Genomic DNA, 22852 nt, shown 5'->3' on the forward strand with positions numbered 1-22852 from the left:
CCATCTCCCCTTTGTGTCCTTTGTGTCTTTGTGGTTCAATTCCCCAACTATCAACTATCAACTCCCCTGACAATAGGAGGTCTCACGTAACTTGTCACCAATGGCATTGGCCTTGGTGTAGGCTACTTTATGAAGAACATGATACTCTACTGGCGTTTACTTCTGTGACTTCATCAACCCAACCTCAATCTTTTCCCGATTTACACCAACCTTGGTACACCCAGTCTGTTGAAACCACCCTGCAAGAATTAGGAACTGATGCAGATAAGGGATTAACCCAAGCAGAAGCGATCGCGCGATCGCATTATTACGGTGAAAATGAAATTAGTGACGAAGGAGGCCGCAACCCTTGGGAAATTCTCCTCGATCAATTCAGTAATATCATGTTGCTGATGTTGATTGCCGTAGCCATTATTTCCGGCATTCTCGATTTTACCTCCCTACAAGCGGGGGAAATGAATGGGGGAATCCCCTTTAAAGACACCATCGCCATCCTTGCCATTGTCATTCTCAACGGCATTTTAGGCTATGTTCAAGAAGTCCGGGCCGAAAAAGCCCTAGCCTCTCTCAAAGAGATGTCTTCCCCCCATGTGCGGGTCATTCGGCAAGGGAGAACCGTCGAAATTGAAGCCCCCTTTCTCGTCCCAGGGGATATTGTTTTAATTGAGGCCGGAGATCAGCTTTCGGCGGATGGCCAATTGATTGAAGCGGCCAATTTACAAGTGCGAGAATCGGCTTTAACCGGGGAAGCTGAAGCCGTCAGTAAGCGCGTGACTGCCACCTTAGAGGAGGATACCGGAATTGGCGATCGCTTGAATATGGTCTTCACTGGGACAGAAGTCTTGCAAGGCCGGGCCAAATTCGTTGTCACCGCCACCGGAATGGCCACAGAACTGGGCAAAATCGCTCAGATGTTGCAATCGGTTGAAGATGCCAAAACCCCCTTACAGCAACGTATGGGGCAGTTAGGGAACGTTTTAGTCACCGGGTCGCTGATTTTAGTCGCCTTCGTGATTATCATCGGGGTGGTACAAGCGGGCAATTTTAGTCCCCTCCAGGAATTAGTAGAAGTCTCCCTCAGCATGGCCGTTGCCGTGGTCCCGGAAGGACTTCCCGCCGTCATTACCGTCACCTTGGCCATTGGGACCCAACGCATGGTGAGACGACACGCTTTAATCCGCCGTTTACCTGCGGTGGAGACATTGGGGAGTGTCAATACAATTTGTTCCGATAAAACCGGGACATTAACCCAAAACAAAATGGTGGTGCAAAATGTCGTCACCTTTCAAGGGGCCTTTGAAGTGACAGGAGAAGGATACGAACCCATTGGGGAGTTTTATCACGACGGCCAAGCCATTGCCACCAAAACCTTTGATGAATTACAAGCCTTATTAGTTGGGGTAGTCTTATGTAATGATGCCCTATTGCAGTTTGAGGAGACAGAGGATCATAGGTCCGGTTGGACGATTTTTGGTGATCCCACCGAAGGGGCCCTCCTCTCCTTAGCCGGAAAAGCGGGGTTAGACCAAACCACCTTACACCACCAATTTGAGCGCATTGCTGAGATTCCCTTTTCGTCGGAACGCAAGCGGATGAGTGTTATCTGTCAAGCGGCCCAGTATGGGGAGAGTTATTCGATGTTTACCAAGGGGTCCGCCGAGTTAATTTTAGGACGTTGCCAGTCTTATCAGTTGGGGGAGGAACCCTATTCCCTCACCCCAGAGGAACGACATCGGGTTTTACATGAGAATAATCAAATGGCGGCCCAAGGGTTACGGGTGTTAGGGGTGGCCTATAAGCCCTTGGAAACCTTGCCGGAGGTACAATCGGAGGACGAAGACCCGGAAACGGAGATGATTTGGTTGGGGTTAGTGGGGATGCTAGATGCCCCCCGCACTGAGGCCGCCATTGCGGTACAACAGAGTAAGGAAGCGGGAATGCGTCCGGTGATGATTACCGGAGATCATCAGTTAACGGCCAGTGCGATCGCCCAACAGTTAGGCATTGCCGATGAAAAAAGTCATACCTTGACGGGACAGGAGTTAGAACGGTTATCCCAACAGGATTTAGAGTTAGAGGTGGATCAGGTGGCAGTTTATGCGAGGGTGTCTCCGGAACATAAATTGCGGATTGTCAAAGCCCTTCAGAAACGGGGCAAATTCGTGGCAATGACGGGGGATGGGGTCAATGATGCCCCGGCCTTGAAACAGGCGGATATTGGCATTGCAATGGGCATTACAGGCACGGATGTGAGTAAGGAGGCCAGTGATATGGTCTTACTTGATGATAATTTTGCCACTATTGTGGCGGCCACGGAGGAAGGCCGGGTGGTTTATACCAATATTCGCCGTTTTATTAAGTATATTTTGGGGAGTAATGTGGGGGAGGTGATTACTATTGCGTCTGCACCGATTTTGGGGTTGTCGGGTGTACCATTAATCCCGTTACAGATTCTCTGGATGAATTTGGTGACGGATGGTTTACCTGCGTTGGCCTTAGCGGTTGAACCTGCGTCCCCGGATATGATGAAGCGTCCTCCGTTTAGTCCCAATGAGAGTATTTTTGCACGGGGGTTGGGGTCTTATATTGTGCGGATTGGGATTATTTTTGCCATTTTTACTATTACTTTAATGACTATTGCCCATGATGCGGCCCCGGCAGATCATCCGGAAAGTTGGCGGACAATGGTGTTCACGACGTTATGTTTGGCCCAAATGGGACACGCGATCGCAGCCCGATCTTACAGTCGTCTAACAATAGAGATGAATCCGTTTAGTAATCCCTATCTTTTGGGGGCGGTGATTGTGACAACTGCGTTACAGTTGATGTTGGTGTATGTGCCTTTCTTGCGGGCTTTCTTTGGGACTGAATATCTGTCGATGGAACAACTGTTAATTTGTCTTGGGTTTAGTAGTTTAATGTTTGTTTGGGTGGAGTTGGAGAAGATTGTGACTCGTGTCTATTCTAAGGTGAAAGGGAAAAATGCTGATCTTTCAACGCCTTAATTGTAAACCTTGGGCAATGGATGCAAGCGCGATCGCATTATCCGCCGACAAAACCGCCTCTAATACCACCAAAATCACCAGCAGAAAGGGGATTTCTAAGCCAAACTCTAGGGGAAACTCGAACAACTGCTCAAGCATACTGACGATAAAAGTCTCAAAAATGAAAAAGTTCTTAACTTAGCTTAACGTTTTCTGCGGACAGATGGCACATTTCCCCCACCTCCCCGCCAATATATTGAATTTTGTAACAAATGGGTAGAGAAACGAGCGATCCTAACGCAAAGTGATGAGAGAGTAAAAACCATTCAGCAAGAAGGAGTTTTAAAACAATGTTAACGGATACACAAGTTCTCGTAGCCCTTGGAATTGCCCTCGTCCCCGGCATCTTAGCCTTCCGTCTCGCGGCTGAACTGTATAAATAAATATCCGGCGATCGGTGATCGATAATCGGTGATCGGGAATCGGAAATTGGGGCTTGGCCAAAGCAAGGTATCCTGCTTTTAGCCAATTCTAATGCTGCCAAGCCCTTGACAAAATGACACATTTATGATAAAAACCCTAGAAAACGAGTTTCTCCCCCTCCTCAACCGCTTAGAAACCCGGTTTCTCCCGAACCAAGAACCAAGAACAAACAACAAAATAAACTTGACCTTCTAGCGGACTGGAGTGTTTACCCTAAAAAAAACGAGTTGAGGAAAACTCGATGGAACAAAAAACACTTCATCTAGAAGGCATGAGTTGTGCAGCTTGTGCCAACACCATAGAAAGAGCCATCAAGCGCGTTTCTGGGGTTGAACAATGTAACGTGAACTTTGGGGCCGAACAAGCCAACATTCACTATAACCCGCAACAAACCACCCTAGAAGCCATACAACAAGCCGTCAGTCGCGCCGGATACCAAGCCTATCCCAGTCAAGGGATGCAAGCAGAACCCGACGACGAAGAAAAAGCCCAACGTCAAGCCCACCAACGAGAATTACAACAAAAATTAATCTTTGGAGGTATTGTCAGTCTGATTTTAATTATCGGCGGACTGCCCATGATGACCGGGTTACACCTACCTTGGATTCCCGCCTGGTTACATAATCCTTGGTTACAGTTAGTTTTAACCACCCCCGTCATGGTGTGGGTGGGTGCGTCATTTTTTACCGGGGCATGGAAAGCCTTACAACACGGTAGCGCAGACATGAATAGTTTAGTGGCCTTGGGAACAGGGGCCGCTTATCTTTACTCCCTCCTAGCCACCTTTTTCCCCCAATTCTTCCAGAGTCAGGGATTACAGGCCGATGTCTATTATGAAACCAGTGCCGTTGTTATTACATTAATCTTATTAGGTCGTTTCCTCGAACACCGGGCCCGGGGGCAAACCTCCGAGGCCATCCGCAAATTAATGGGACTGCAAGCAAAAACCGCGAGAGTCCTCCGCAATGGGGAAGAAAAGGATATCCCTCTACAAGCAGTACAAGTAGGGGATATTGTCATCGTCCGGCCCGGGGAGAAAATACCCGTGGATGGTGTCGTCAAAGAAGGCCATTCAACAGTAGATGAGGCCATGGTGACAGGGGAGAGTATTCCCGTGGAGAAAAAGGCCGGGGATGAAGTCATTGGGGCAACCATTAATAAAACCGGGAGTTTCCGCTTTGAGGCCAAGCGAGTCGGCCAAGATACCGTGTTAGCCCAGATTGTCCAGTTAGTCCAACAGGCCCAAGGGTCAAAACCGCCTATTCAGAATTTAGCAGACCGCATTACCCAATGGTTTGTGCCGACGGTTTTAGTCATTGCAGTCATTACCTTTATTGTCTGGTTGGCCACCACTCGCAGCTTATCCTTAGCTTTAATTCCCACAGTGGGAGTCTTAGTCATTGCTTGTCCTTGCGCGTTGGGGTTAGCGACTCCTACCTCTGTGATGGTGGGGACTGGGAAAGGGGCTGAGAATGGCATTTTAATTAAAGGGGCCGATAGTTTAGAGGTGGCCCACCATTTGAAAACCGTTGTCTTGGATAAAACCGGGACTTTGACGGAAGGGAAACCTACTGTTACGGAGTATATCCCCACTCAGGGAACAGCGCAGGAGTTGGAATTATTACACTTAGTGGCGGCAGTGGAGAATGCCTCAGAACACCCCTTAGCGGAGGCTGTGGTGCGCTATAGCAAGGCGCAAGGGGTGGAAATGCCGTTACCGTCAGTCGAGGACTTTGACGCGGTGACAGGGCGCGGTGTACAGGGGACTGTGGAGGGTCAGTTGTTGCGTGTGGGGACGAGACGGTGGTTTGAGGAGTTAAAGATTGATACGGCAGTAGAAACCACTCAGAATCAAGCCCTACAGGACTATCAGCAGCGTTTAGAAGCCGAGGGGAAGACGGTGGTTTGGTGTGCAGTCAATGACCGCGTAGAGGGAATTATTGCCATTGCAGATTCCTTGAAGGAGTCTTCACGGGAGGTTGTCGCCCAGTTACATCGGATGAAGTTGGAAGTGGTCATGTTGACGGGGGATAATGAACGGACGGCGGAGGCTATTGCCCAAGAGGCGGGCATTTCCCGCTATTTTGCCCAAGTGCGTCCCGATCAAAAAGCCGAGAAGATTGACCAGTTACAGAAAGAGGGTAAATTGGTGGCTATGGTGGGAGATGGGATTAATGATGCTCCGGCTTTGGCCCAAGCGGATGTGGGGATTGCCATTGGGACGGGAACGGATGTTGCGATCGCAGCCTCCGATATCACCCTAATTTCGGGTGATCTAGCGGGCATTCTCACCGCCATTCGTCTCAGTCAAGCGACGATGAATAATATCCGCATGAACCTCTTTTTCGCCTTTATTTACAATGTAGCTGGAATCCCCATTGCTGCCGGAGTGTTATATCCTTTCTTTGAATTATTATTAAACCCAATTATTGCCGGGGCAGCGATGGCCTTTAGTTCAGTTTCCGTAGTCACAAACGCCTTACGCTTACGAAACTTTAAAGTCAGTTAGGCATTGTTGATAGTTGATAAGCTGTTGTGCATTTAAATTGGATAGTACGGAGTGAAACCCAACGTTTTTCACTGGGGGATGTTGGGTTACGCTTCGCTTCACCCAACCTACAATTAACTACAATCAACTGAAACAACGGTATATTGTTCTATCATTCCCTACCTTCACAGGGTTGGCCATACCCATCCGACAGTAAGGGCAATTCATGAATTGCCCTTACGCTATTATGGGAGTAGTGTGTTTTAAACTCATCAAACCATAGGATTCTATGACCAACCTTCCGAAACTTCTTGAAATTTGGCAACAGAGCTTAAATTGGCATCCCACTGCTTTACAACAAGTACAATTTGAGGCACTCTATCAAGCTATTCTAGCAGAAAATAAGCAGACTAATTTAACTCGGATTACTGAACCCCAAGAGTTTTGGGAGAAACACATTTGGGATTCTTTAGCCGGGTTTTTATTCTTAAATAGTCTATCTTCTTCTCTAAATTTACATAAACCTTTAAATATTATTGATATTGGCACAGGAGCAGGGTTTCCGGGATTGCCGATTAATATTTTTAACCCAGATTATACGATAACGCTATTAGAATCAACGCGCAAAAAGGTTATTGTTTTACAGAAAATTGTCGAAGAATTAAACTATAACAATGCTTTTCCTCTTGTTAGTCGTGCTGAGGAAGTAGGACAAAATCCCAACTATCGCGCTAGTTATGATTTAGCGATAATGCGAGCGTTGGCCAGTCCTTCGGTTTGTGCAGAGTACGCTCTACCTTTATTAAAAATGCAGGGAATTGCTATTTTATATCAAGGGCAATGGACGGAGGAAAATACGGCTTTATTCAATAAGGTTTTGCCTCAATTAGGGGGAGAGTTAGCAGAGATTAAGCGTTTTAAAACCCCTTTAACAGATAGTTCTCGTCATTGCATTTATTTACGCAAAATTGCCGAAACTCCGGACAAATTCCCCCGTCGGGTGGGGGTCCCGAAGAAGAAACCGTTATTTTAGGTAATGGGTAATTGAACCACAGAGAACGCAGAGATGGGGGAGATGGGGGAGAACCAACTGTTCCCAGTTCCGGAGTTCCCTGTTCCCTTCGGATACTGATTACTGTTTACTGTTTACTGTTTACTTCTTCCCCAATAACCAATAAGTCATCATTTTTCCTTTTCCTTTTACTTCAATTTCTCCTCTGGGTTCAAAAATATAATCATCCTTTAATCGTTCATAAGTGGTGGCAGTAACTTGGATTTTGCTAGGATTGCCCTGGGATTCCATACGAGAGGCCACGTTCACGGTGTCACCCCACAAATCATACCCGAATTTTGTTACCCCGATGACTCCGGCCACTACGCCCCCTGTATTCATGCCGATTCTTAATTCAAAGTTTTTGCCTGTTTCTTGATTAAATTGGGCGACATAATCTAATAAATCTAAGGCCATATTGGCGGCGACCTGTGCGTGATCATCACGGGAGAAGGGTAAACCGGAAACGGCCATGTAAGCGTCGCCAATGGTTTTGATTTTTTCGAGGCCGTGTTTTTTCGCTAAATAGTCAAACTCGGAAAAAATTGTGTTGAGAATTTCCACTAATTCAATAGAGGAAATTTCGGTGGAAAGTTGGGTAAAGTTTACTAAGTCGGCAAAGAGGACGGTGACGTTATCAAAGTTATCGGCGATGGTGCTTTCTGCTTCTTGGAGGCGTTTGGCGATGGGTTCGGGGAGGATATTGAGCAGGAGTTGTTCCGATCGCGCTTTTTGTTGACGCAATTCTTCTTCAATATGGGTGCGGTCTTGAATTTCTTGTAAAAGCTGTGTATTGCGCTCTTTGAGCATATTTTGTAAATTCCGCAGACGGAGTTGGTTTTCCACCCGCACTAACACCTCGGCAAACTGAAAGGGTTTAGGAATATAGTCCACCCCCCCCACGGCAAATGCTTTCACTTTGTCTAATACATCGGTTAAAGCACTAATAAAAATCACGGGAATGTCGCGGGTGCGATCATCCTGTTTTAAGCGTCGGCATACCTCATAGCCATCCATCCGAGGCATACTGATATCGAGCAAAATTAAATCAGGAGGAGCAGACTGCGCGGCTTTGAGTGCCATTTCTCCACTAATGACACTCCGGACTTTATACCCCTTTTGTGTGAGGAGGGTTGAGAGAACCCGCAAATTATTAGGAACATCATCGACTAGCAGAATGTTCCCAGCAATAAACTCCTCACCTTCAGCATTCGCTTCCGACATTATCTCAAGAAAATGAGTGCAACCAATGGCGAGACCACTCTGTCCCCCCGAACCATTGCCCAACGTAAAATACTCTTTCTATTGTCTCCTATGTTGAGAGCATCGGTTAGGGTGAATCTGAGTGCGCGATCGCCTGATCCCGTCCTCTCGCTTTCGCTTCATACAGGGCCTGATCTGTCCAAGCAATTAAATCATTCGGGTTTAACCCAGGGTGGGGAATGACCGTAGATACACCTAAACTCACTGTGACATAGGGTTGAACCTCAGATTGACTATGGGGAATTTGTAAACTGTGAACCGCTTGACGAATCTCCTGCGCGATTTTCCAAGCTAAGGTACAATCGACTTTCGGTAAAATAGCCGCAAATTCTTCCCCACCATACCGAGCAATCAACGATGAACGGCAAATCACCTCCTCCTGCTCTTTTAACACCTGTTCGAGTTTCTGCACAACGGTTCGCAAACAGTGATCTCCAGCCAAATGGCCATAGGTATCGTTATACCGCTTGAAATAGTCCACATCCGATAAAATCAGCGAGAGAGGCCATTGATCCTGTTGGAGATGTTGCCATTGTATCCTCAAATACTCATCAAAGCGACGACGATTGGCCGTTCCAGTTAACCCATCTAAATTGGCCAAACCCCGTAATTTGAGATTGGCCGTTTGTAAAGCGGCCTCTGCCCTCCGTCGCTCCTTAATTTCCTGTTGTAATTGTTCATTTTGGGCTTGTAGCTGTTTTTGCAATGAGCAAATCTTCAATTGATTTTCCACCCGTGCTAAAACTTCCGCCCATTGAAACGGTTTAGCAATATAGTCCACCCCTCCCACCTCAAAGGCTTTCACTTTATCCATAGCCTCATTGTAGGCACTGATAAAAATAACAGGAATTTCTCGCGTCAGTTTACTCGCTTTTAAATGTTGGCAGACCTCATAGCCGTTCATCTCCGGCATACTGATATCTAGTAAAATCAGATCAGGGGGAGCAGAATGGGCTGCCTTGAGGGCCATTAGACCATTTAAAACACTTCGGACTTCATAGCCTTGTCGTTGTAGTAGGGTGGAAAGCAAGCGTAAATTATTGGGAGTATCATCAACAATTAAGATATCTCCTTTTTTAGAAATCTCTGCCTGATTCATGCTTGAGCTTGCTCAATCCAGTAAAGAAGTTGGTCAAAAAGAAAATTATCGATCCAGTATCTGAGTAAGACTTTCAGGTCTTGTTGGTCTGAGGGAAGTTGACGAACAAGGGTAAGGAGTTGGGTGGCATCGGCACAACAGGCCGCTTGTTCTAACTGAGTTAACCAAGAAAGGGGGAGAGATTGTAAAATCTGTGGATCGAGTTTTGGGGGAATCTTCAGCGTTGAAAAATTCTCTTGTTCATAAGTATATTTTGCTCCTAAGTAATAATTTAATAAGTCTGTGACAGTTTCGAGGTCAAAAGGTTTAATTAATAGGTCATCATACCCCATCTCTGTTTTTAGTTCGGATTGAGCTAAAGTGGGGTTTGTCGTCATGGCAATAATGGGAATATGTCCCGTTTCCTGTTGGCGAATTTCTCGAATGGCTTGGTCGCCGTTACTCTGTGGCATGGGTAAATCCATTAAAATTAAATCAGGTTGCCATTGTTGCCAGTATTGAAGAAGTTCGACTCCATTACGTGCATATTGTAGTTGAAAGCCCAGACGATGGAGAAAGGTCTGCAATAATTGGCGACTCTCGCAGCTATACTCAGCAATGAGGAGACGATAAGTGGGTTGGTTTTGCAGGAGTGCGACGGCCTTTGAGGGGATAGTAGAAAGGGACGACGTTGAGGATACGGGAGAGTGTAAGGGAAGGGTGACAGAAAAAACCGTCCCCGTCTCTGGGGGAAGTGTCTTACTACTCACCTGAATTGTGCCGTCCATTAACTGCACTAAATCTTGGCTAATACTCAAACCAAGGCCCGTTCCCTGCTGACAGGCTTTTCCGGCTTGGGTTTGGGTAAAGGGTTGAAAAATCGTAGGTAATTCCGCTTCGCTAATTCCAGGCCCCGTATCTTCGATGATAAAGTTGACTTGGTGTTCTTGGGGTGAGCGAGATTGCGATCGCACTCGCAAAGTCACTCCCCCAACCTGGGTAAACTTAATTGCATTCCCCAATAAATTAATCAAAACTTGCCGTAATTTTTTCTCATCCCCGATCACAAACTGAGGCAGTGGGGTTTGATAATCAAAGGCTAAAAATAACCCCTTTGCTTCCGCCTTCAAATAGAGCATTTCCTGCAAAGACGTTAAGAAGTTCGGTAAATCAAACTCAAGATGTTTAACTGTTAACTTCCCAGCTTCAATTTTAGAAAAATCTAACACCTCATCAATCAGTGAAAGTAAATGTTGACCACTGCGATAAATAATCCCAATTTGCTCTTTTTGCCCCACTTCCAGAAAGGGATCACGCTCTAGAAGTTGGGCAAACCCTAGGATAGCATGAAGGGGGGTGCGTAAATCATGACTCATCCGCGCCAAAAAATCACTTTTCGCTTGGTTGGCCATTTCTGCATCTTGTTTCGCTTGTTTTAATGCTTCCTCGGCAGTTTTTCGCTCTGTAATATCTTCAACAATAGCAAAAGTATATTTCGGTTGCTTTTGTTGATAAATACATCCGACCGTTAACTGTCCCCAACGGACTTGGCCACCTTTACGAAGATAGCGTTTTTCTAACTGGTACGTTGTCCGCTTTTGCTCAATTAATTCTTGAGACAAGGCCAAATCAAGCCCTAAATCCTCTGGGTGTGTGTAATCACTAAACGTCATGTTAAACAGTTCTGCTTGGCTATATCCCAAAAAGTCTTGAAACGCTGGATTGATATGTAATGGTTTACCATTTAAATCATTAATTGTAATCCCCACTCCGGCATTATTAAACAACGCTTTAAAACAGGCTTCACCGTCCTCTTGACTTAATGCTAAACTGGCTTGAATATCTAAATGATTTAACGATATCTCTGAGAACTTTCGAGCCACATTCAATCCCTCAGAACAAGAGGCACAAGGCTTAGGGAGCAGATCAGATACCATAAAATGTTGGGGCGAGTTCATCTCTTGGCTAGGCTGATTTTGGGTCATCAATGACCCATTTTTCTTCAACTGGGGAGGAGCAAAATAATTACCAAACCGTGAAGTTTGCGGACTATTATCTTGATTTTTTTTCTGTTGTTGGCTATAATATAAATGAATACGCCCAATTAATTCTTGAGTCCGAAGCGGCTTTTGAATAAAATCAACCATTTTATTCTGAAAGTGTGTATTCTGAAAGTGTGTATTCTGAAAGTGTGTATTCTGAAAGTGTGTATTCTGAAAGTGTGTATTCTGAAAGTGTGTATTCTGAAAGTGTGTATTCTGAAAGTGTGTATTCTGAAAGTGATTTAATTCCAGATTAGTAATACAGTCTGTCGCCACCAGTAAAGAAATAGGCAAGACATCAATGGTAATTTGGCCTTCATCCTGGAGTAAGAAAGACTCATCACACACCAGCAACGGGGGGATAGAGGATGAAGACGATGAAGACTCAGTAGAGCGTAGGGTTTGCAGCGCGTCTGAGAGAGAATGAGCTATAGTAACCCTCAACCCCAACTCCACGAACTGTTCTAGCATCAGGGAGTTTTGAGTATGATCTGCATCTAAGAGCAAGATCAGGGGAGACTTGACCATTTCCATGGGATTAAAGTGAGACAGCAGCAACATGAATCAATATTCCTCATTCGGTTGAGGGAAAATCCGCCAATTGGGTTCAGCCAAATGGCGGATGCCGTTTTAATTGTAGTGAAGGATATTCTGTCAAGGATGTGATTTAAGACAACAGTTCATGTTGTTAATGATTACAAGAAAAGAACGGGAGCATGAAAGCCGCTCTCCCCTGACTGCTCTCTCCTCAATTCTTCCCTAAAATTCCGCATTCTGGGGAGTACGGGGGAAAGGAATCACATCTCGAATATTGCTCATCCCCGTCATAAACTGCACCACACGCTCAAAACCTAAGCCAAACCCCGCATGAGGCACAGTACCATAGCGTCGTAAGTCTCGATACCACCAAAGTTCCTCTAACGGCATTTCCGCTTCTTCGATGCGTCGATCTAACACTTCCAACCGTTCTTCACGCTGAGATCCGCCAATAATTTCCCCCACTTTCGGTGCGAGGACATCCATGGCCGCAACGGTATTCTGATCCTCATTCAGACGCATATAAAAGGCTTTAATAGCCGTGGGATAGTCGGTGACGATGACAGGTTTTTTAAAATGTTCTTCGGCTAAATAGCGTTCGTGTTCCGACTGTAAATCCAATCCCCACTCTACGGGATATTCAAATTTACGGGAGGATTTCTCTAGGAGGTTGACGGCCTCGGTGTAGGAAATGCGAGCAAATTCGTTATTGATGATATTATCGGCGGTTTCTAACACCGTTTTATCAATGCGCTTGTTGAAAAATTCCATATCTTCGGGGCATTGGTCGAGAACCGCCTGAAAGATATATTTTAAGAAGGCTTCGGCTAAGTCCATATCCCCTTCTAAGTCACAGAAGGCCATTTCCGGTTCAATCATCCAAAATTCGGCCAAATGTCGGGAGGTGTTGGAGTTTTCAGCGCGGAAGGTGGGGCCGAAGGTATAGACATCTTGGAAGGACATGGCCATGACTTCGGCTTCTAGTTGGCCGCTGACGGTGAGATATGCGGGTTTACCGAAGAAGTCTTGGGTGTAGTCAATGTCTCCGCTTTTGGTTTTGGGGGGGTTGGTTAAGTCGAAGTTGGTGACACGGAATAATTCCCCGGCCCCTTCGCAGTCGTTGGCGGTGATCAGAGGGGTGTGTATCCAGAGGAAGCCGCGTTCTTGGAAAAAGCGGTGAACGGCATCCGCGCAAGCGTTACGGACCCGGAAGACTGCACCGAGGGTATTGGTGCGCGATCGCAAATGGCCCAAAGTCCGTAAAAATTCAAAGGAGTGGCGTTTCTTTTGTAGGGGGTAGGTTTCGGGATCAGAATCCCCAAATATTTCGATATCTTGGGGTTTTATCTCCAATCGTTGACCTTTCCCCTGAGACTCCACTAACACCCCGGAAACGCGCACAGAGGACCCAATATTAAGCTGTTTGAGAATCTCCTCGTAGTTGGGGAAGTCGCTGTCGATAACCACTTGTAGATTCGCCAAAAATGAGCCATCGTTGACTTCCATGAAGGAAAAGCCTTTTAATTCCCGTTTTGTGCGGACCCATCCCTGAATTGTGACTGTTTCATCGGGGTTGCTGTTGCGTAAGATGTCGGCAATACGTTTTTTTTCCATGTCGTAACTCTGTGATCTGGGGTATTATTCCCAGTGTACGCAGGGAAGTCGGGTTAAGGCTAGTCGGTGGGGTGGAATAAAAGAAAACCATGGGAGATACTAAATTTTCAAGTAACCTGTTGGTCTCTTAACCCGTTAAACACGGGTTTTAGCTCTTAGCCTTGGGTTTCAACCCAAGGATTATTTGGATTGGGAAATTGTTTATATTTTAGATAAAATCCACCTAATACTAAGAGAATAATACCAATTGTCCCGACACCGAGCCAACTGGGTATCCAAAAAACGGCTTCAATATGATTAATTTCTCCTGGTTGAAGTTGCCAAGTGACTTGGTTTCCCTGACGGGTGATGGGGGGGATAATTCCGGTGTCGCTGCGTTGTATGATTCTTGCACCCCAAGGGGTGGTTAAGGTAAATTCAAGGTTGAGGAGGGAGGATGCGTTGTTTAAGACTAAACTGCCTTCGTTGGATAGCATTCCTAGTCCTCGTAAGTCAACATCGAGGTTCAGTTTGTCCCGTTCTAGTAATAAGAGATTACTCTGATAAAGTCCCAGTTGGGAATTAAGTTGAACAATATCTTCAGAGGTGGCAATTTGGTTAGGGGTTTGTTGGGTAGGATTGAAGAATTGATTGAATTTCTCGACGAATTCCTCTCCGTTACTGAAGGGGATAGTGACGACAATTTCTTGGTTGGAGAGGTGTTTGGTTTTCCCGTCGAGTTTGCGGGCCCGTTGTTCAATGGTTTTTAGCCATTGGTTTAATTCTTTTTCGGTAAAACTGGTGATTTGTTCTCCGAGTTGGATGTGTTGTGCAATTGTTCCCCGGTATTGGCCATTAAACTGCACACCTAAATCATAGCGGACACATCCCCCTAAAAAGAGGGCGCAAAAGAGTAAAAATCCTAAAAACCACCACCGTCTGGATTTTTTGTTGCGGGGTTGTTGTCTGCGTCCCATTACTCTCCTTTTGCTGTTTGCTGCTGAATCGGCTATTTCTTCATTAAATCATCTAATTCTCGATAATCGGGTAAACTGGTGTCGATGGGTTGGCCGTTGCGGAGGACTTGTCGATCATGCTGCGATCGCGCAAATAATTCACTCTCATACCGTCCCGAAAAAATAATTAAATCCGCAGGACTCCCAACCCTAATTTCTCCCTGGTGGGCCAATCCCATAATTCTAGCAGGAGTTTGGGTTACAGAATGCCACCAGTCCCCGTAAAATTGGTCTAATTGAGCAATTCTTACCGTTTGATTCAATACTTCTAGCATATCGTGATCCCCAAAACCAAAGAAGGGGTCTCGACAGTTATCACTCGCAAAGGCCACAGGAATTCCCTGTTGTTGGATTTCCTGAACTGGAGGAATGCCTCGCCAATAGGGGGTTTTCCCGGTTTTGCGGTCTTGCAGGAATAAATTACACAGAGGAAGACTAATAATATTAATATTAGCCGCTTTGACCTGTTGTAGGGTGCGTTCGACCTGTTCTGGGGATTGTACCGCTAAACTACAACAATGATCACAGGTAATTTGTCCCGTAAAGGGGTGACGAAAGGCCGCTTCAGTAATTTTTTGTAAACCAATGGAGTCTGCATCCCCGTTTTCGTCGGTGTGCAAGTCGAGATCAAGTCCTCTGCTTTGAGCTAAAGTAAATACTGCGTCGAGTTGTTTGTCTAACTGAGGATTAATATAAGCAACCCCTCCTAAAACTCCCCCCACTTCGGCAATTTTATCCGCAATTTGCACCCCTTCCTCAGTCAAAAAACAATCGAGTGGGACAAGAGAAACCGCTTCTAGAATAATTTTATCTTGCCAATCCCGTTGTAATTGACGAAAGACTTGCAAACTAATTTTATATTGACCATCACCGCAGTCAATATGGGTACGAATAGCTCTAGTCCCGTGAGCATAACTACATTTTAGCCCAAATTCCATGCGCCGATACAGGTCGTCAAATTGCCAATATTGGGCTGCATCTTTTCGGGAGATAACTAATGCTTGTTCAAAGTTAGAATTCGGGTTAGGAGACCTTTCCCAAATATGACCTTTATCCAAATGGGTATGACTATCCACAAAACAAGGCAAAACAATCCCCTCTCGGACATCAAAACCCGGTACATTATCCTGAATTGTTTTCCCAGGGACTAATTGTTGAATTATACCGTCTTTAATCTCTAGATCGAGCAAACAGAAGTGATTAGGCGTTTGTGGTAACGATTGGGGGTTTTCTAGGAAAGACGCGGGAATATGAGCGTTTTTGAGCCAGTAATGGGGGATAGAGTCCACGATCATCGTGATTTTCGGGTATAATCTCCGTCTTAATTATGGCATATTCTTTTTCAACCCTACGGAAAATGTAATACTTTATACAGATTTTTCGTAAACGTTACTAATTTTTCACCATTGAGAGTCAGAAAGAACAATAAAACTCAGGGTTTACATTTAATATGCAAAATGTGTCGGGATGGTTTGGCTACGAATGGACAGACGTACAAGATTTTGAGGCGGACTATAACCGTTTAACTTGGGGGTTAAATTTAGGGTTTCCCAATTTATTTGGAGGACAACATGAGTTTGGGTTATCGGTGGGAGTTCCTCCCTATGTAACGCGAGAGAGTGGTAATTTTTTAGAGCGTCAGGATGAACCATTTTTGGCCCAAGTCTATTATCGTTATGATGTTACCGATTATCTGGCGATTCAACCAGGGATTATGTATTTGGATAACCCCGCAGGGAATGAAACCCTTGAAGATATCTGGTTAGGAACGCTACGTTTTCAAGTAACGTTTTAAGGATGTAGGATAAGAGAATAATAGACAATTAATCAGCCTTGGGTTCAAACCCAAGGCTAATAGTTGAAACCCGTTAAAAACGGGTTAAGTGACCAAAGACATATAGTAGTAATCCGTCATCAGTGAGATCAGCATTGAATCGTGAAGTTATCCAGCATTAGCTATGCTCAAAAGTATCCTCGTAATACTATAATGCAAATTCAAAAAATGATTACTGTTTACTGTTTTAATGGGTTTTGGCTTTGATTCTAGTATGACTCTCTAAAGCGGAGTTATCTCTTTTTTCTTCATGTTGCAAAATGTTATTTTCACACCATGCAAGTCCTTCATTTAAAGTCTTAAAAAATTGGATATCTGAAGAATTAATGGCCTCTCCTCGTTGTAAAAGTTGACTAATTTTTTCAGTTATCCCAATATAGACTAAGGTGATTTTATTTTGTTCAGCGAGCTTCTTGATTTTGGAGAAATTCAACACCGCAGAAGAATCAATGCCGGAAACTAAGTGAAAGTCAATGATGATATATTGGAGAGAATTGGGTTTTAATTGAGTGATGCGATCGCGCACTTGCCCTAATAATTGATTCGCTGTTCCAAAAAAGATAAATCCATGTAACTGTAACACATAAATCTTATTCCCACTTTGCTGTAAAATTTGTAACTGTTGGGGATTTCTCTCTAAATCACTTTGACACGCTGCCCCCGAAAACTCCTCTTTAGTGACATTCACCCGACTATAATTAACCACAAACAATAACACCGACATTCCTAACCCCACTAACACCCCTTGCAGGAATCCCACACTATTAATCACCACTAAAATTAACCAAACCGTTAAATAGTCCGTCAGAGGCAATTTAAACGCAGCTTGATACAACCATTGCACCAATAAATCAATCCCTAAATAAAGCAGTAATCCCCCTAATAACGGTTTCGGGAAATAAGCTAAAAACTCCGATCCCAACACCAAAACCGCAAGACAAGGAATCAACTTAAACACCCCCGCTAAACGGTGATTTGCGCCCATTTTATGGACTAACAGCGTGCTAGGGAGTGCCTGATTGCCAGCCATTCCACTCCCCACTCCTGCGGCAATATTCGCTAATCCCACCGCTTGTAATTCGCTATTGACATCAACTTCTTTTTCCACCGCCAACTCAATGCCATTATTTGTTAAAACCAGCGAGAGTAAACTAATAAACATCAAAGTGGCAATAGTCCCACTCTGCTGGATAATCACCCACCAATTCACCGATTGTAACTGGGAAACCGTCAACGGTTGCCATAACTCTCCTTGGGGAAAAGGACCGAGTAACCAACCCTGATCATGGACCACTTCTAGGGGAGTATGAGTGAAGAAGACGACCCCATAAAAACTTGCGATCGCAACCAACAAACTCACCGGAACAACCAAATAATGCTTAACCCGTTTAGATAACCCCCACAAAATTACCCCTAACCCTAAACCTATCCCCCAATGCAAAAGGGGATCAGCTTCCACTAAATAGGCTAAATGGGAAAACGAGAGCGAAGTATCCGTCATCACCTGCACTGCACCCCGCACCAATAACCATCCCGTCCCGGCCATAAATCCCCCCACCACCGGAAAAGGAATAATACTCACCACCTTACCTAACTGAAATTTACCTAAGAAAAAGAGGAAAATCCCCGTACAGAGCGAACCCAGCGCAATGGCCGCAATGACCGTAGCTAAAACCTCCTCTGGGGGAGACCCTTGGAGTTGTTGTGCAATGGCCGCCGCCAAACCCGCTAAAACCGCCGTTGGTGCGGCCAACGGGGTGGCAATCATCCCCGGTAAGGAACTGGTTAAGGCCACGACAACACTAATGGCCGCCGTACTATAAACCGCAATTCCTACCCCCACATTGAGATAAGCGGCCAAGAGTCCCGAAAAAATCAAGGCCGCATAGGAAATGGCCCGAATTACGCCAATAATTCCCGTTACCAAACCGGCCATCAGACTCGGAATGAGATGAGATGGTTGTAATTCCTCAGTCCAGGGCGAAGAAACAGACTCAGATGGTGTCATATAACAGTAATCAGTAATCAGTAAACAGTAATCAGTAAACGGTAATTCGTTGGAAGATAAGAGGCAAGAGGTCAGAAAACAACAAATCCCCCAGACCCCACAACTAAGCACAAAGAACGTCTTTCAGGTCTCGCCGTTATGCTATACCATCAATACTTGGTGTACACGGGAGGATTTTTCTTAGGAGTGGTGGGTAAGACTCGTGGCAGGTTTTGAAATGCCGTCTCTAGCTGCTCCACATGAGACTCAACAGTGACCACACGCTCGGATAGGGTGGCACATTGGGTGATTTTATCAGCTAATTGTCGAGTTTCTTGTTCCTGTTGCGCTAAGGTCTCCTGATGAGCCGTAAAATGAGTTTGTAGGTGGTGGAGTTGTTCCCCAGTCTGGTGTTGAGATTGTTGTATCTCTCCTCTCATTTGCTCCAGTTGAGTATCGAGAGATTGTTGTATCTCTCCTCTCATTTGCTCCAGTTGAGTATCGAGAGACTGTTGTATCTCTCCCTTTGTTTGTTCTAAGGTCTCCTGATGAGCCGTAAAATGAGTTTGTAGATAGTGGAGTTGTTCCCCAGTCTGGTGTTGAGACTGTTGTATCTCTCCTCTCATTTGCTCCAGTTGAGTATCGAGAGATTGTTGTATCTCTCCCTTTGTTTGCTCCAGTTGAGTATCGAGAGATTGCTGTATCTCTCCCTTGGTTTGTTCAAGTTTAGTCTCCAGAGACTGCTGTATCTCTCCCTTGGTTTGCTCTAAAGTCTCCTGATGAGCCGTAAAATGAGTTTGTAGGTGGTGGAGTTGCTCCTCGGTATGTTGTTGAAACATTTGCCACCGTTGTTGCCATTCTCCCAGTTGAGTATCCACAGACTGTTCTAATTGTTCGCGCTTTTCATCAAGTTGGCTAATGTGTTGGTCGAATTGAGAAGAAAGAGTTTTTAAGCGTGTCTCTAAATGCTGATTCGCTTGTTTAGACTGGATTTTTGCTTGTTCAAGAGCATTGCGTAAGGTTTTAATGTCCTCTTGCAGGGTAATTTGTGTGATTTCTCGATTCTGTTCATTTTGAACAGATATTTCTTGTTGATACTGTAATTGGTTAACCTGGTCTTGTAATTGCTCTAACTGTTGTTGTTGGGTGTCCTGATGTTCAATTCCTTGTGCTTGCTGGAGTTGAGACTGCTGCACTTGTTCTTCCAGTTGAGTCTGTAAGGACTGATATTGCAGGATTAAATCTTTCTGTTGTTTTTCTAACTGATGATAGTCTTGTTTTAACTGGGTGTGGGTGTTTTGGTGTTGGGTTAAACTGCGATCGCGTGCTTTAAGCTGTTCTTGCAACCCACTCACCTGCCCGTGTTGGCTGTAAAATTGTTCCTGCCAATGCTCCCGTAAGGCTTGTAACTTCTGCTCAAACTGAGTATTTTGTTGCAATACCTGTGCTTGCAGTTCCTCCCGTTCCCGTTTCAGAGCTTGCACCTCAGCTTTTAGGGTTTCTTGGGCCGTTTCTAATCTATATTTTTGCCGTTCTTCCGCTTGCACTTGGGAAAATTGCTGCGCGACATGGGAACGCAGTTCCACCCGTAACGCTTCTAACTGCTGCATTTGAGCTTGGTTTTGCGTGAGTTGGCTTTCCAACTGCGTTTTCAAGTCCGCTAACTCCTGTTGTTGCTGTTGTGCTTCGGGTAACAACAACCCAGATGACTGTGCTTGAGAATTATTTTGGCGTTGAATTTCCGTGCGTAACTGGGATAATTGGAAACGAAGTTGCGATCGCTCCTCCTCTGCGGTGGCCAACCGATTTAACAACCAGTCCAACACCTCCCGGCCTTCCGGAGGCACATTTTCCCCTTGGAGTAGGGTTTGAGAGGGAGCTTCCTCCAGTTGGGGAGCAGCAGCAGTCCCCGACATTTGCGCGGCCTCTTGTTGCAACAGTACAGACTGTTGGAGTTCCTGTTGTAATTTAGTCACCTCCCCTTGCTGCTCTTGTTGCTTGGTCCACATATGATGGGCCCACGCTTCTATCCGTTCCATATAAGCATTAGACACCTGATGCTCAATGCGAAACGGCCCCAAAAGTGAATAAGACGCAGGAGATAAGTCCCACCCACACACATGACAACGTTGGAGTTTCCCTTTGAGATAGGGAGTTTTACAAACCGGACATTCAGCCATGATCAGTCAACAGTAAACAGTAATCAGTAATCAGTCAACAGTAATCAGTAATCAGTAATCAGTCTGAAGGTAGAAGACAAGCACGGAGCAAGAGACAAGAGGAGAAAGAAAACAGTGTTAATTGCTAATTGCTAATTGCTAATTGCTAATTGTTTACCAAAACCCCCTCAGAGGGACGTTGGGGGAGGGTGAGAAGAAAACAAGTTTTCCCCCTGCGCTTTTGCGTCCCCACTTGACTTTCAACGGTAATTGTACCATTGAGATGTTGCACCCAACTGCGAACCAAAGCTAACCCTAACCCTGTTCCGGCCACAGCGTTTTCTGTAATCCCTTTTCCCCGTCGAAATTTCTCAAAAATCTCTGTTTGTTCTTCGGGGGGAATACCTTTCCCATAGTTGGTCAAACTAAAAACAATTTGATTCATTGCTGTTTGATAATCCAAGGAAACCTCTAGTAAAACTTGGGTATCTGGATCAGAATATTTTCCGGCATTGGTTAAGAGTTCTTGTATAATTCGATCAAAACTCTCTGCATCAGAATAGAGTAATAAGGGAGCTTTAGACGAAGGAAATCCTAAATTTAATTTTAGTCCTTTATTCAACCAGCGATTGTCAAATTCAGCCTTAAAACGCTCAAAAAGGGGTTGAATTTCAATGGGCTGAACTTGAATCGTAATCTGTTTAGATTCCAGTTTTTGTAAAGTTAGTAAATCTTGAATTAAATGATATTCCCGATTCCATTCTTGTTCTAAAAGTGTGAGATATTTTTGCCGACGAGCGAGGGGGAGTTCTTCTTGTCGCAGCATTTGGATAGCCATTTTCATGGTAGTAAGAGGGGTTCTCAGTTCATGACTCACAGAATCGAGAAACTCATCTTTAACTTGAACTAAATGGCGTAACTGATCAATTTGTTGGCGGGTTTTTTCGTAGAGTTTAGCTTGAACATCGAGACTCCGTTGCAGTTGAATGGTTCGTTCATCAACTAAGGATTGAACTTGGCTTAGGGTACGATGATAGGTGATAGCGGTACTGACTTGCGAACTAATCCCTTTGACACAGTTTAATTCGTCGGGTTGCCATTGGTGAGGCTGACAGTGTTGAAAGAAAAGGAATCCTAAAACGGTTGGGGTGTCATGACTACTACGGGGAAGACTGAGTAAAGGAACAATTAATAAAGCGCGAAATTCCTCTGGGTTAAAACAGGGAGAAATAGAGTCTGTAAATTGGTAGGTATCTGCTATGGCCAAGGGATCAGGGGCTAATTGCCAAGCCTTGGTACAAGTAGGACAATCTCCTAACTTAAACTCTTGGGTTAAATGGACGGGGGAGACATGACGAGAAATCCGCCATTGAGAGGCTAAATTGCCTTTCGCTTTGGAGAAGGTGCGGGAGGAGCGAGTTTTGGAGGGAATATCTTGATATTTGAGTAAAATTACCAGACTACGCTCTACTTTCAACACCTTTGAGCTTTCCGCCAAGGTAATTTCTAGAATATCTTGCACATCACCGGCCTGATGGGTGGTAGTGCTGAGGGTTTGTAGTAGTCTTTGATATTGTTGGTGAAAATCGATCTGGGCCTGTTGGTGACGATGGGAAAGCGCGATCGCAACCGTCTGGGCCATGGCCGCCAACACCTCGCTTGTCGGCAGTTGCTGGGGGGGATGGCGATACCCTAGTAACAACAGTCCTCCCCCTAGGAGAGGTTGACGGAGAATTTTAGACAGAGGTTGAGAAGTAGAATGAGAAGACGGAGTGGTCTCCTCTGACTCTTGTTCCTGTAATTGTTGCTTAATGAGCGTTTGGCGTTTTTTTTCAGCACACCAATACCCCTGGAGATCGAGAAAATCATAATACTGTTCATGGATAATCCCCGCAGGTGGATGGCTGTCAATCAGACAAGCGATCGCGCCTAACGCAGTTCCAATTCTTTGCGCTACCGTATTCAATAAAGTCGGTGAGGAGACATTACTGAGAATCCATTGGGTAATTTGCTGTTGAACCTGTTGAGAATCTTGCTCATTCATCATAATTACAATCTCTGGGCAGAATCACCCCACTAGAGAAGACCATTAACGCAGCACAGGGACAAGGAGTGTTCTACCTATCTTCTATATTCTGACCTTTCTCCCTGAAAATTGCCATAGATATCGAGATTTATCCTCATCCCTCACTCCCCCTTGAGCTAGGGGCGACAGCCCCGCGCTCTATCCGACAGGGTGAGCGTCGGGAAGGATAGCCCGACAATTTGAGGATTCGATGTCCGAAAATTGTCAATCAGGAGTATTCTGTTTCTCGACATAAGATTTTAGTTGGGAAA

General features: G+C 45.1%; 15 protein-coding genes. 5 read left to right on the forward strand and 10 right to left on the reverse strand.

Translation table 11 applies throughout. The annotated features are described in order from the left end of the window. Nucleotides 1-164: 164 nt before the first annotated feature. Nucleotides 165-3005 carry a cation-translocating P-type ATPase gene (locus tag PN462_RS14985; RefSeq protein WP_272129383.1) on the forward strand — a complete coding sequence of 947 codons (2841 nt, stop codon included), beginning with the start codon at nucleotides 165-167 and terminating at the stop codon, nucleotides 3003-3005. On the opposite strand, the gene PN462_RS14990 is transcribed toward PN462_RS14985, so the two are convergent. Further along, nucleotides 2994-3143, reverse strand: coding sequence for a hypothetical protein (locus PN462_RS14990; protein WP_272129385.1), 150 nt, complete (start codon nucleotides 3141-3143; stop codon nucleotides 2994-2996). The two genes, PN462_RS14985 and PN462_RS14990, sit on opposite strands and share 12 nt — an antisense overlap. Nucleotides 3144-3334: 191 nt before the next feature. Here PN462_RS14990 and psaM point away from each other — a divergent pair, with 191 nt between their 5' ends. The 3 genes from psaM (at nucleotide 3335) to rsmG (ending at nucleotide 6988) form a co-directional block, all read left to right on the forward strand. Continuing rightward, nucleotides 3335-3427 carry a photosystem I reaction center subunit XII gene (gene psaM / locus PN462_RS14995; protein ID WP_272129388.1) on the forward strand — a complete coding sequence of 31 codons (93 nt, stop codon included), beginning with the start codon at nucleotides 3335-3337 and terminating at the stop codon, nucleotides 3425-3427. A 281-nt stretch (nucleotides 3428-3708) separates the two neighbouring features. Beyond that, on the forward strand, nucleotides 3709-5976 hold the full coding sequence (locus PN462_RS15000) for a heavy metal translocating P-type ATPase (RefSeq protein ID WP_272129390.1): 2268 nt from the start codon (nucleotides 3709-3711) through the stop codon (nucleotides 5974-5976). Nucleotides 5977-6244: 268 nt separating this feature from the next. Continuing rightward, nucleotides 6245-6988: a 16S rRNA (guanine(527)-N(7))-methyltransferase RsmG gene (gene rsmG, locus PN462_RS15005; RefSeq protein ID WP_272129392.1), complete on the forward strand. Its 744-nt coding sequence runs from the start codon at nucleotides 6245-6247 to the stop codon at nucleotides 6986-6988. 120 nt (nucleotides 6989-7108) lie between these two features. Here rsmG and PN462_RS15010 read toward each other — a convergent pair whose 3' ends face one another. The 6 genes from PN462_RS15010 to PN462_RS15035 all read right to left on the reverse strand — a co-directional run bounded on the left by PN462_RS15010 (nucleotide 7109) and on the right by PN462_RS15035 (nucleotide 15830). Next, nucleotides 7109-8230: an adenylate/guanylate cyclase domain-containing protein gene (locus PN462_RS15010; protein ID WP_272129395.1), complete on the reverse strand. Its 1122-nt coding sequence runs from the start codon at nucleotides 8228-8230 to the stop codon at nucleotides 7109-7111. 106 nt (nucleotides 8231-8336) lie between these two features. Beyond that, nucleotides 8337-9368 carry a diguanylate cyclase domain-containing protein gene (locus tag PN462_RS15015; protein ID WP_272129398.1) on the reverse strand — a complete coding sequence of 344 codons (1032 nt, stop codon included), beginning with the start codon at nucleotides 9366-9368 and terminating at the stop codon, nucleotides 8337-8339. Further along, nucleotides 9365-11950 carry an ATP-binding protein gene (locus PN462_RS15020; RefSeq protein ID WP_272129400.1) on the reverse strand — a complete coding sequence of 862 codons (2586 nt, stop codon included), beginning with the start codon at nucleotides 11948-11950 and terminating at the stop codon, nucleotides 9365-9367. Before PN462_RS15020 ends, PN462_RS15015 begins: the two co-directional genes overlap by 4 nt. Nucleotides 11951-12148: 198 nt before the next feature. Continuing rightward, nucleotides 12149-13540 (reverse strand): asparagine--tRNA ligase, encoded by a 1392-nt coding sequence (asnS, locus tag PN462_RS15025; RefSeq protein ID WP_272129402.1) that lies wholly within the window; start codon nucleotides 13538-13540, stop codon nucleotides 12149-12151. 155 nt (nucleotides 13541-13695) lie between these two features. Then, nucleotides 13696-14496, reverse strand: coding sequence for a DUF3153 domain-containing protein (locus PN462_RS15030; protein WP_272129405.1), 801 nt, complete (start codon nucleotides 14494-14496; stop codon nucleotides 13696-13698). A 32-nt stretch (nucleotides 14497-14528) separates the two neighbouring features. Continuing rightward, nucleotides 14529-15830 (reverse strand): cytosine deaminase, encoded by a 1302-nt coding sequence (locus tag PN462_RS15035; RefSeq protein WP_272129408.1) that lies wholly within the window; start codon nucleotides 15828-15830, stop codon nucleotides 14529-14531. Between the two features lie 155 nt (nucleotides 15831-15985). Here PN462_RS15035 and PN462_RS15040 point away from each other — a divergent pair, with 155 nt between their 5' ends. Then, nucleotides 15986-16330 carry a carbohydrate porin gene (locus PN462_RS15040; RefSeq protein WP_272129410.1) on the forward strand — a complete coding sequence of 115 codons (345 nt, stop codon included), beginning with the start codon at nucleotides 15986-15988 and terminating at the stop codon, nucleotides 16328-16330. 226 nt (nucleotides 16331-16556) lie between these two features. Here PN462_RS15040 and PN462_RS15045 read toward each other — a convergent pair whose 3' ends face one another. From PN462_RS15045 to PN462_RS15055, 3 genes are all read right to left on the reverse strand, one after another. Continuing rightward, complete coding sequence (locus tag PN462_RS15045) at nucleotides 16557-18377, reverse strand: SulP family inorganic anion transporter (protein WP_272129412.1); 1821 nt, start codon at nucleotides 18375-18377, stop codon at nucleotides 16557-16559. Nucleotides 18378-18526: 149 nt separating this feature from the next. Further along, nucleotides 18527-20536 carry a hypothetical protein gene (locus PN462_RS15050; protein ID WP_272129414.1) on the reverse strand — a complete coding sequence of 670 codons (2010 nt, stop codon included), beginning with the start codon at nucleotides 20534-20536 and terminating at the stop codon, nucleotides 18527-18529. A gap of 145 nt (nucleotides 20537-20681) precedes the next feature. Continuing rightward, nucleotides 20682-22562 (reverse strand): GAF domain-containing sensor histidine kinase, encoded by a 1881-nt coding sequence (locus tag PN462_RS15055; RefSeq protein WP_272129417.1) that lies wholly within the window; start codon nucleotides 22560-22562, stop codon nucleotides 20682-20684. Between the last annotated feature and the right edge of the window lie 290 nt (nucleotides 22563-22852).

This window comes from Spirulina sp. CS-785/01, assembly GCF_028330525.1.
In the GTDB taxonomy this organism is placed as follows: domain Bacteria; phylum Cyanobacteriota; class Cyanobacteriia; order Cyanobacteriales; family Spirulinaceae; genus JAQMSD01.

What these genes read in the sequence shown, in the direction of transcription:
- psaM (WP_272129388.1), top strand. Translation starts at nt 3,335, where the DNA reads ATGTTAACGGATACACAAGTTCTCGTAGCCCTTGGAATTGCCCTCGTC.
- PN462_RS15055 (WP_272129417.1), bottom strand. Translation starts at nt 22,562, where the DNA reads ATGATGAATGAGCAAGATTCTCAACAGGTTCAACAGCAAATTACCCAA.
- PN462_RS15050 (WP_272129414.1), bottom strand. Translation starts at nt 20,536, where the DNA reads ATGGCTGAATGTCCGGTTTGTAAAACTCCCTATCTCAAAGGGAAACTC.
- PN462_RS15000 (WP_272129390.1), top strand. Translation starts at nt 3,709, where the DNA reads ATGGAACAAAAAACACTTCATCTAGAAGGCATGAGTTGTGCAGCTTGT.
- PN462_RS15015 (WP_272129398.1), bottom strand. Translation starts at nt 9,368, where the DNA reads ATGAATCAGGCAGAGATTTCTAAAAAAGGAGATATCTTAATTGTTGAT.
- PN462_RS15035 (WP_272129408.1), bottom strand. Translation starts at nt 15,830, where the DNA reads ATGATCGTGGACTCTATCCCCCATTACTGGCTCAAAAACGCTCATATT.
- PN462_RS15010 (WP_272129395.1), bottom strand. Translation starts at nt 8,230, where the DNA reads ATGTCGGAAGCGAATGCTGAAGGTGAGGAGTTTATTGCTGGGAACATT.
- asnS (WP_272129402.1), bottom strand. Translation starts at nt 13,540, where the DNA reads ATGGAAAAAAAACGTATTGCCGACATCTTACGCAACAGCAACCCCGAT.
- PN462_RS15040 (WP_272129410.1), top strand. Translation starts at nt 15,986, where the DNA reads ATGCAAAATGTGTCGGGATGGTTTGGCTACGAATGGACAGACGTACAA.
- PN462_RS15030 (WP_272129405.1), bottom strand. Translation starts at nt 14,496, where the DNA reads ATGGGACGCAGACAACAACCCCGCAACAAAAAATCCAGACGGTGGTGG.
- PN462_RS14990 (WP_272129385.1), bottom strand. Translation starts at nt 3,143, where the DNA reads ATGCTTGAGCAGTTGTTCGAGTTTCCCCTAGAGTTTGGCTTAGAAATC.
- PN462_RS15045 (WP_272129412.1), bottom strand. Translation starts at nt 18,377, where the DNA reads ATGACACCATCTGAGTCTGTTTCTTCGCCCTGGACTGAGGAATTACAA.
- rsmG (WP_272129392.1), top strand. Translation starts at nt 6,245, where the DNA reads ATGACCAACCTTCCGAAACTTCTTGAAATTTGGCAACAGAGCTTAAAT.
- PN462_RS15020 (WP_272129400.1), bottom strand. Translation starts at nt 11,950, where the DNA reads ATGTTGCTGCTGTCTCACTTTAATCCCATGGAAATGGTCAAGTCTCCC.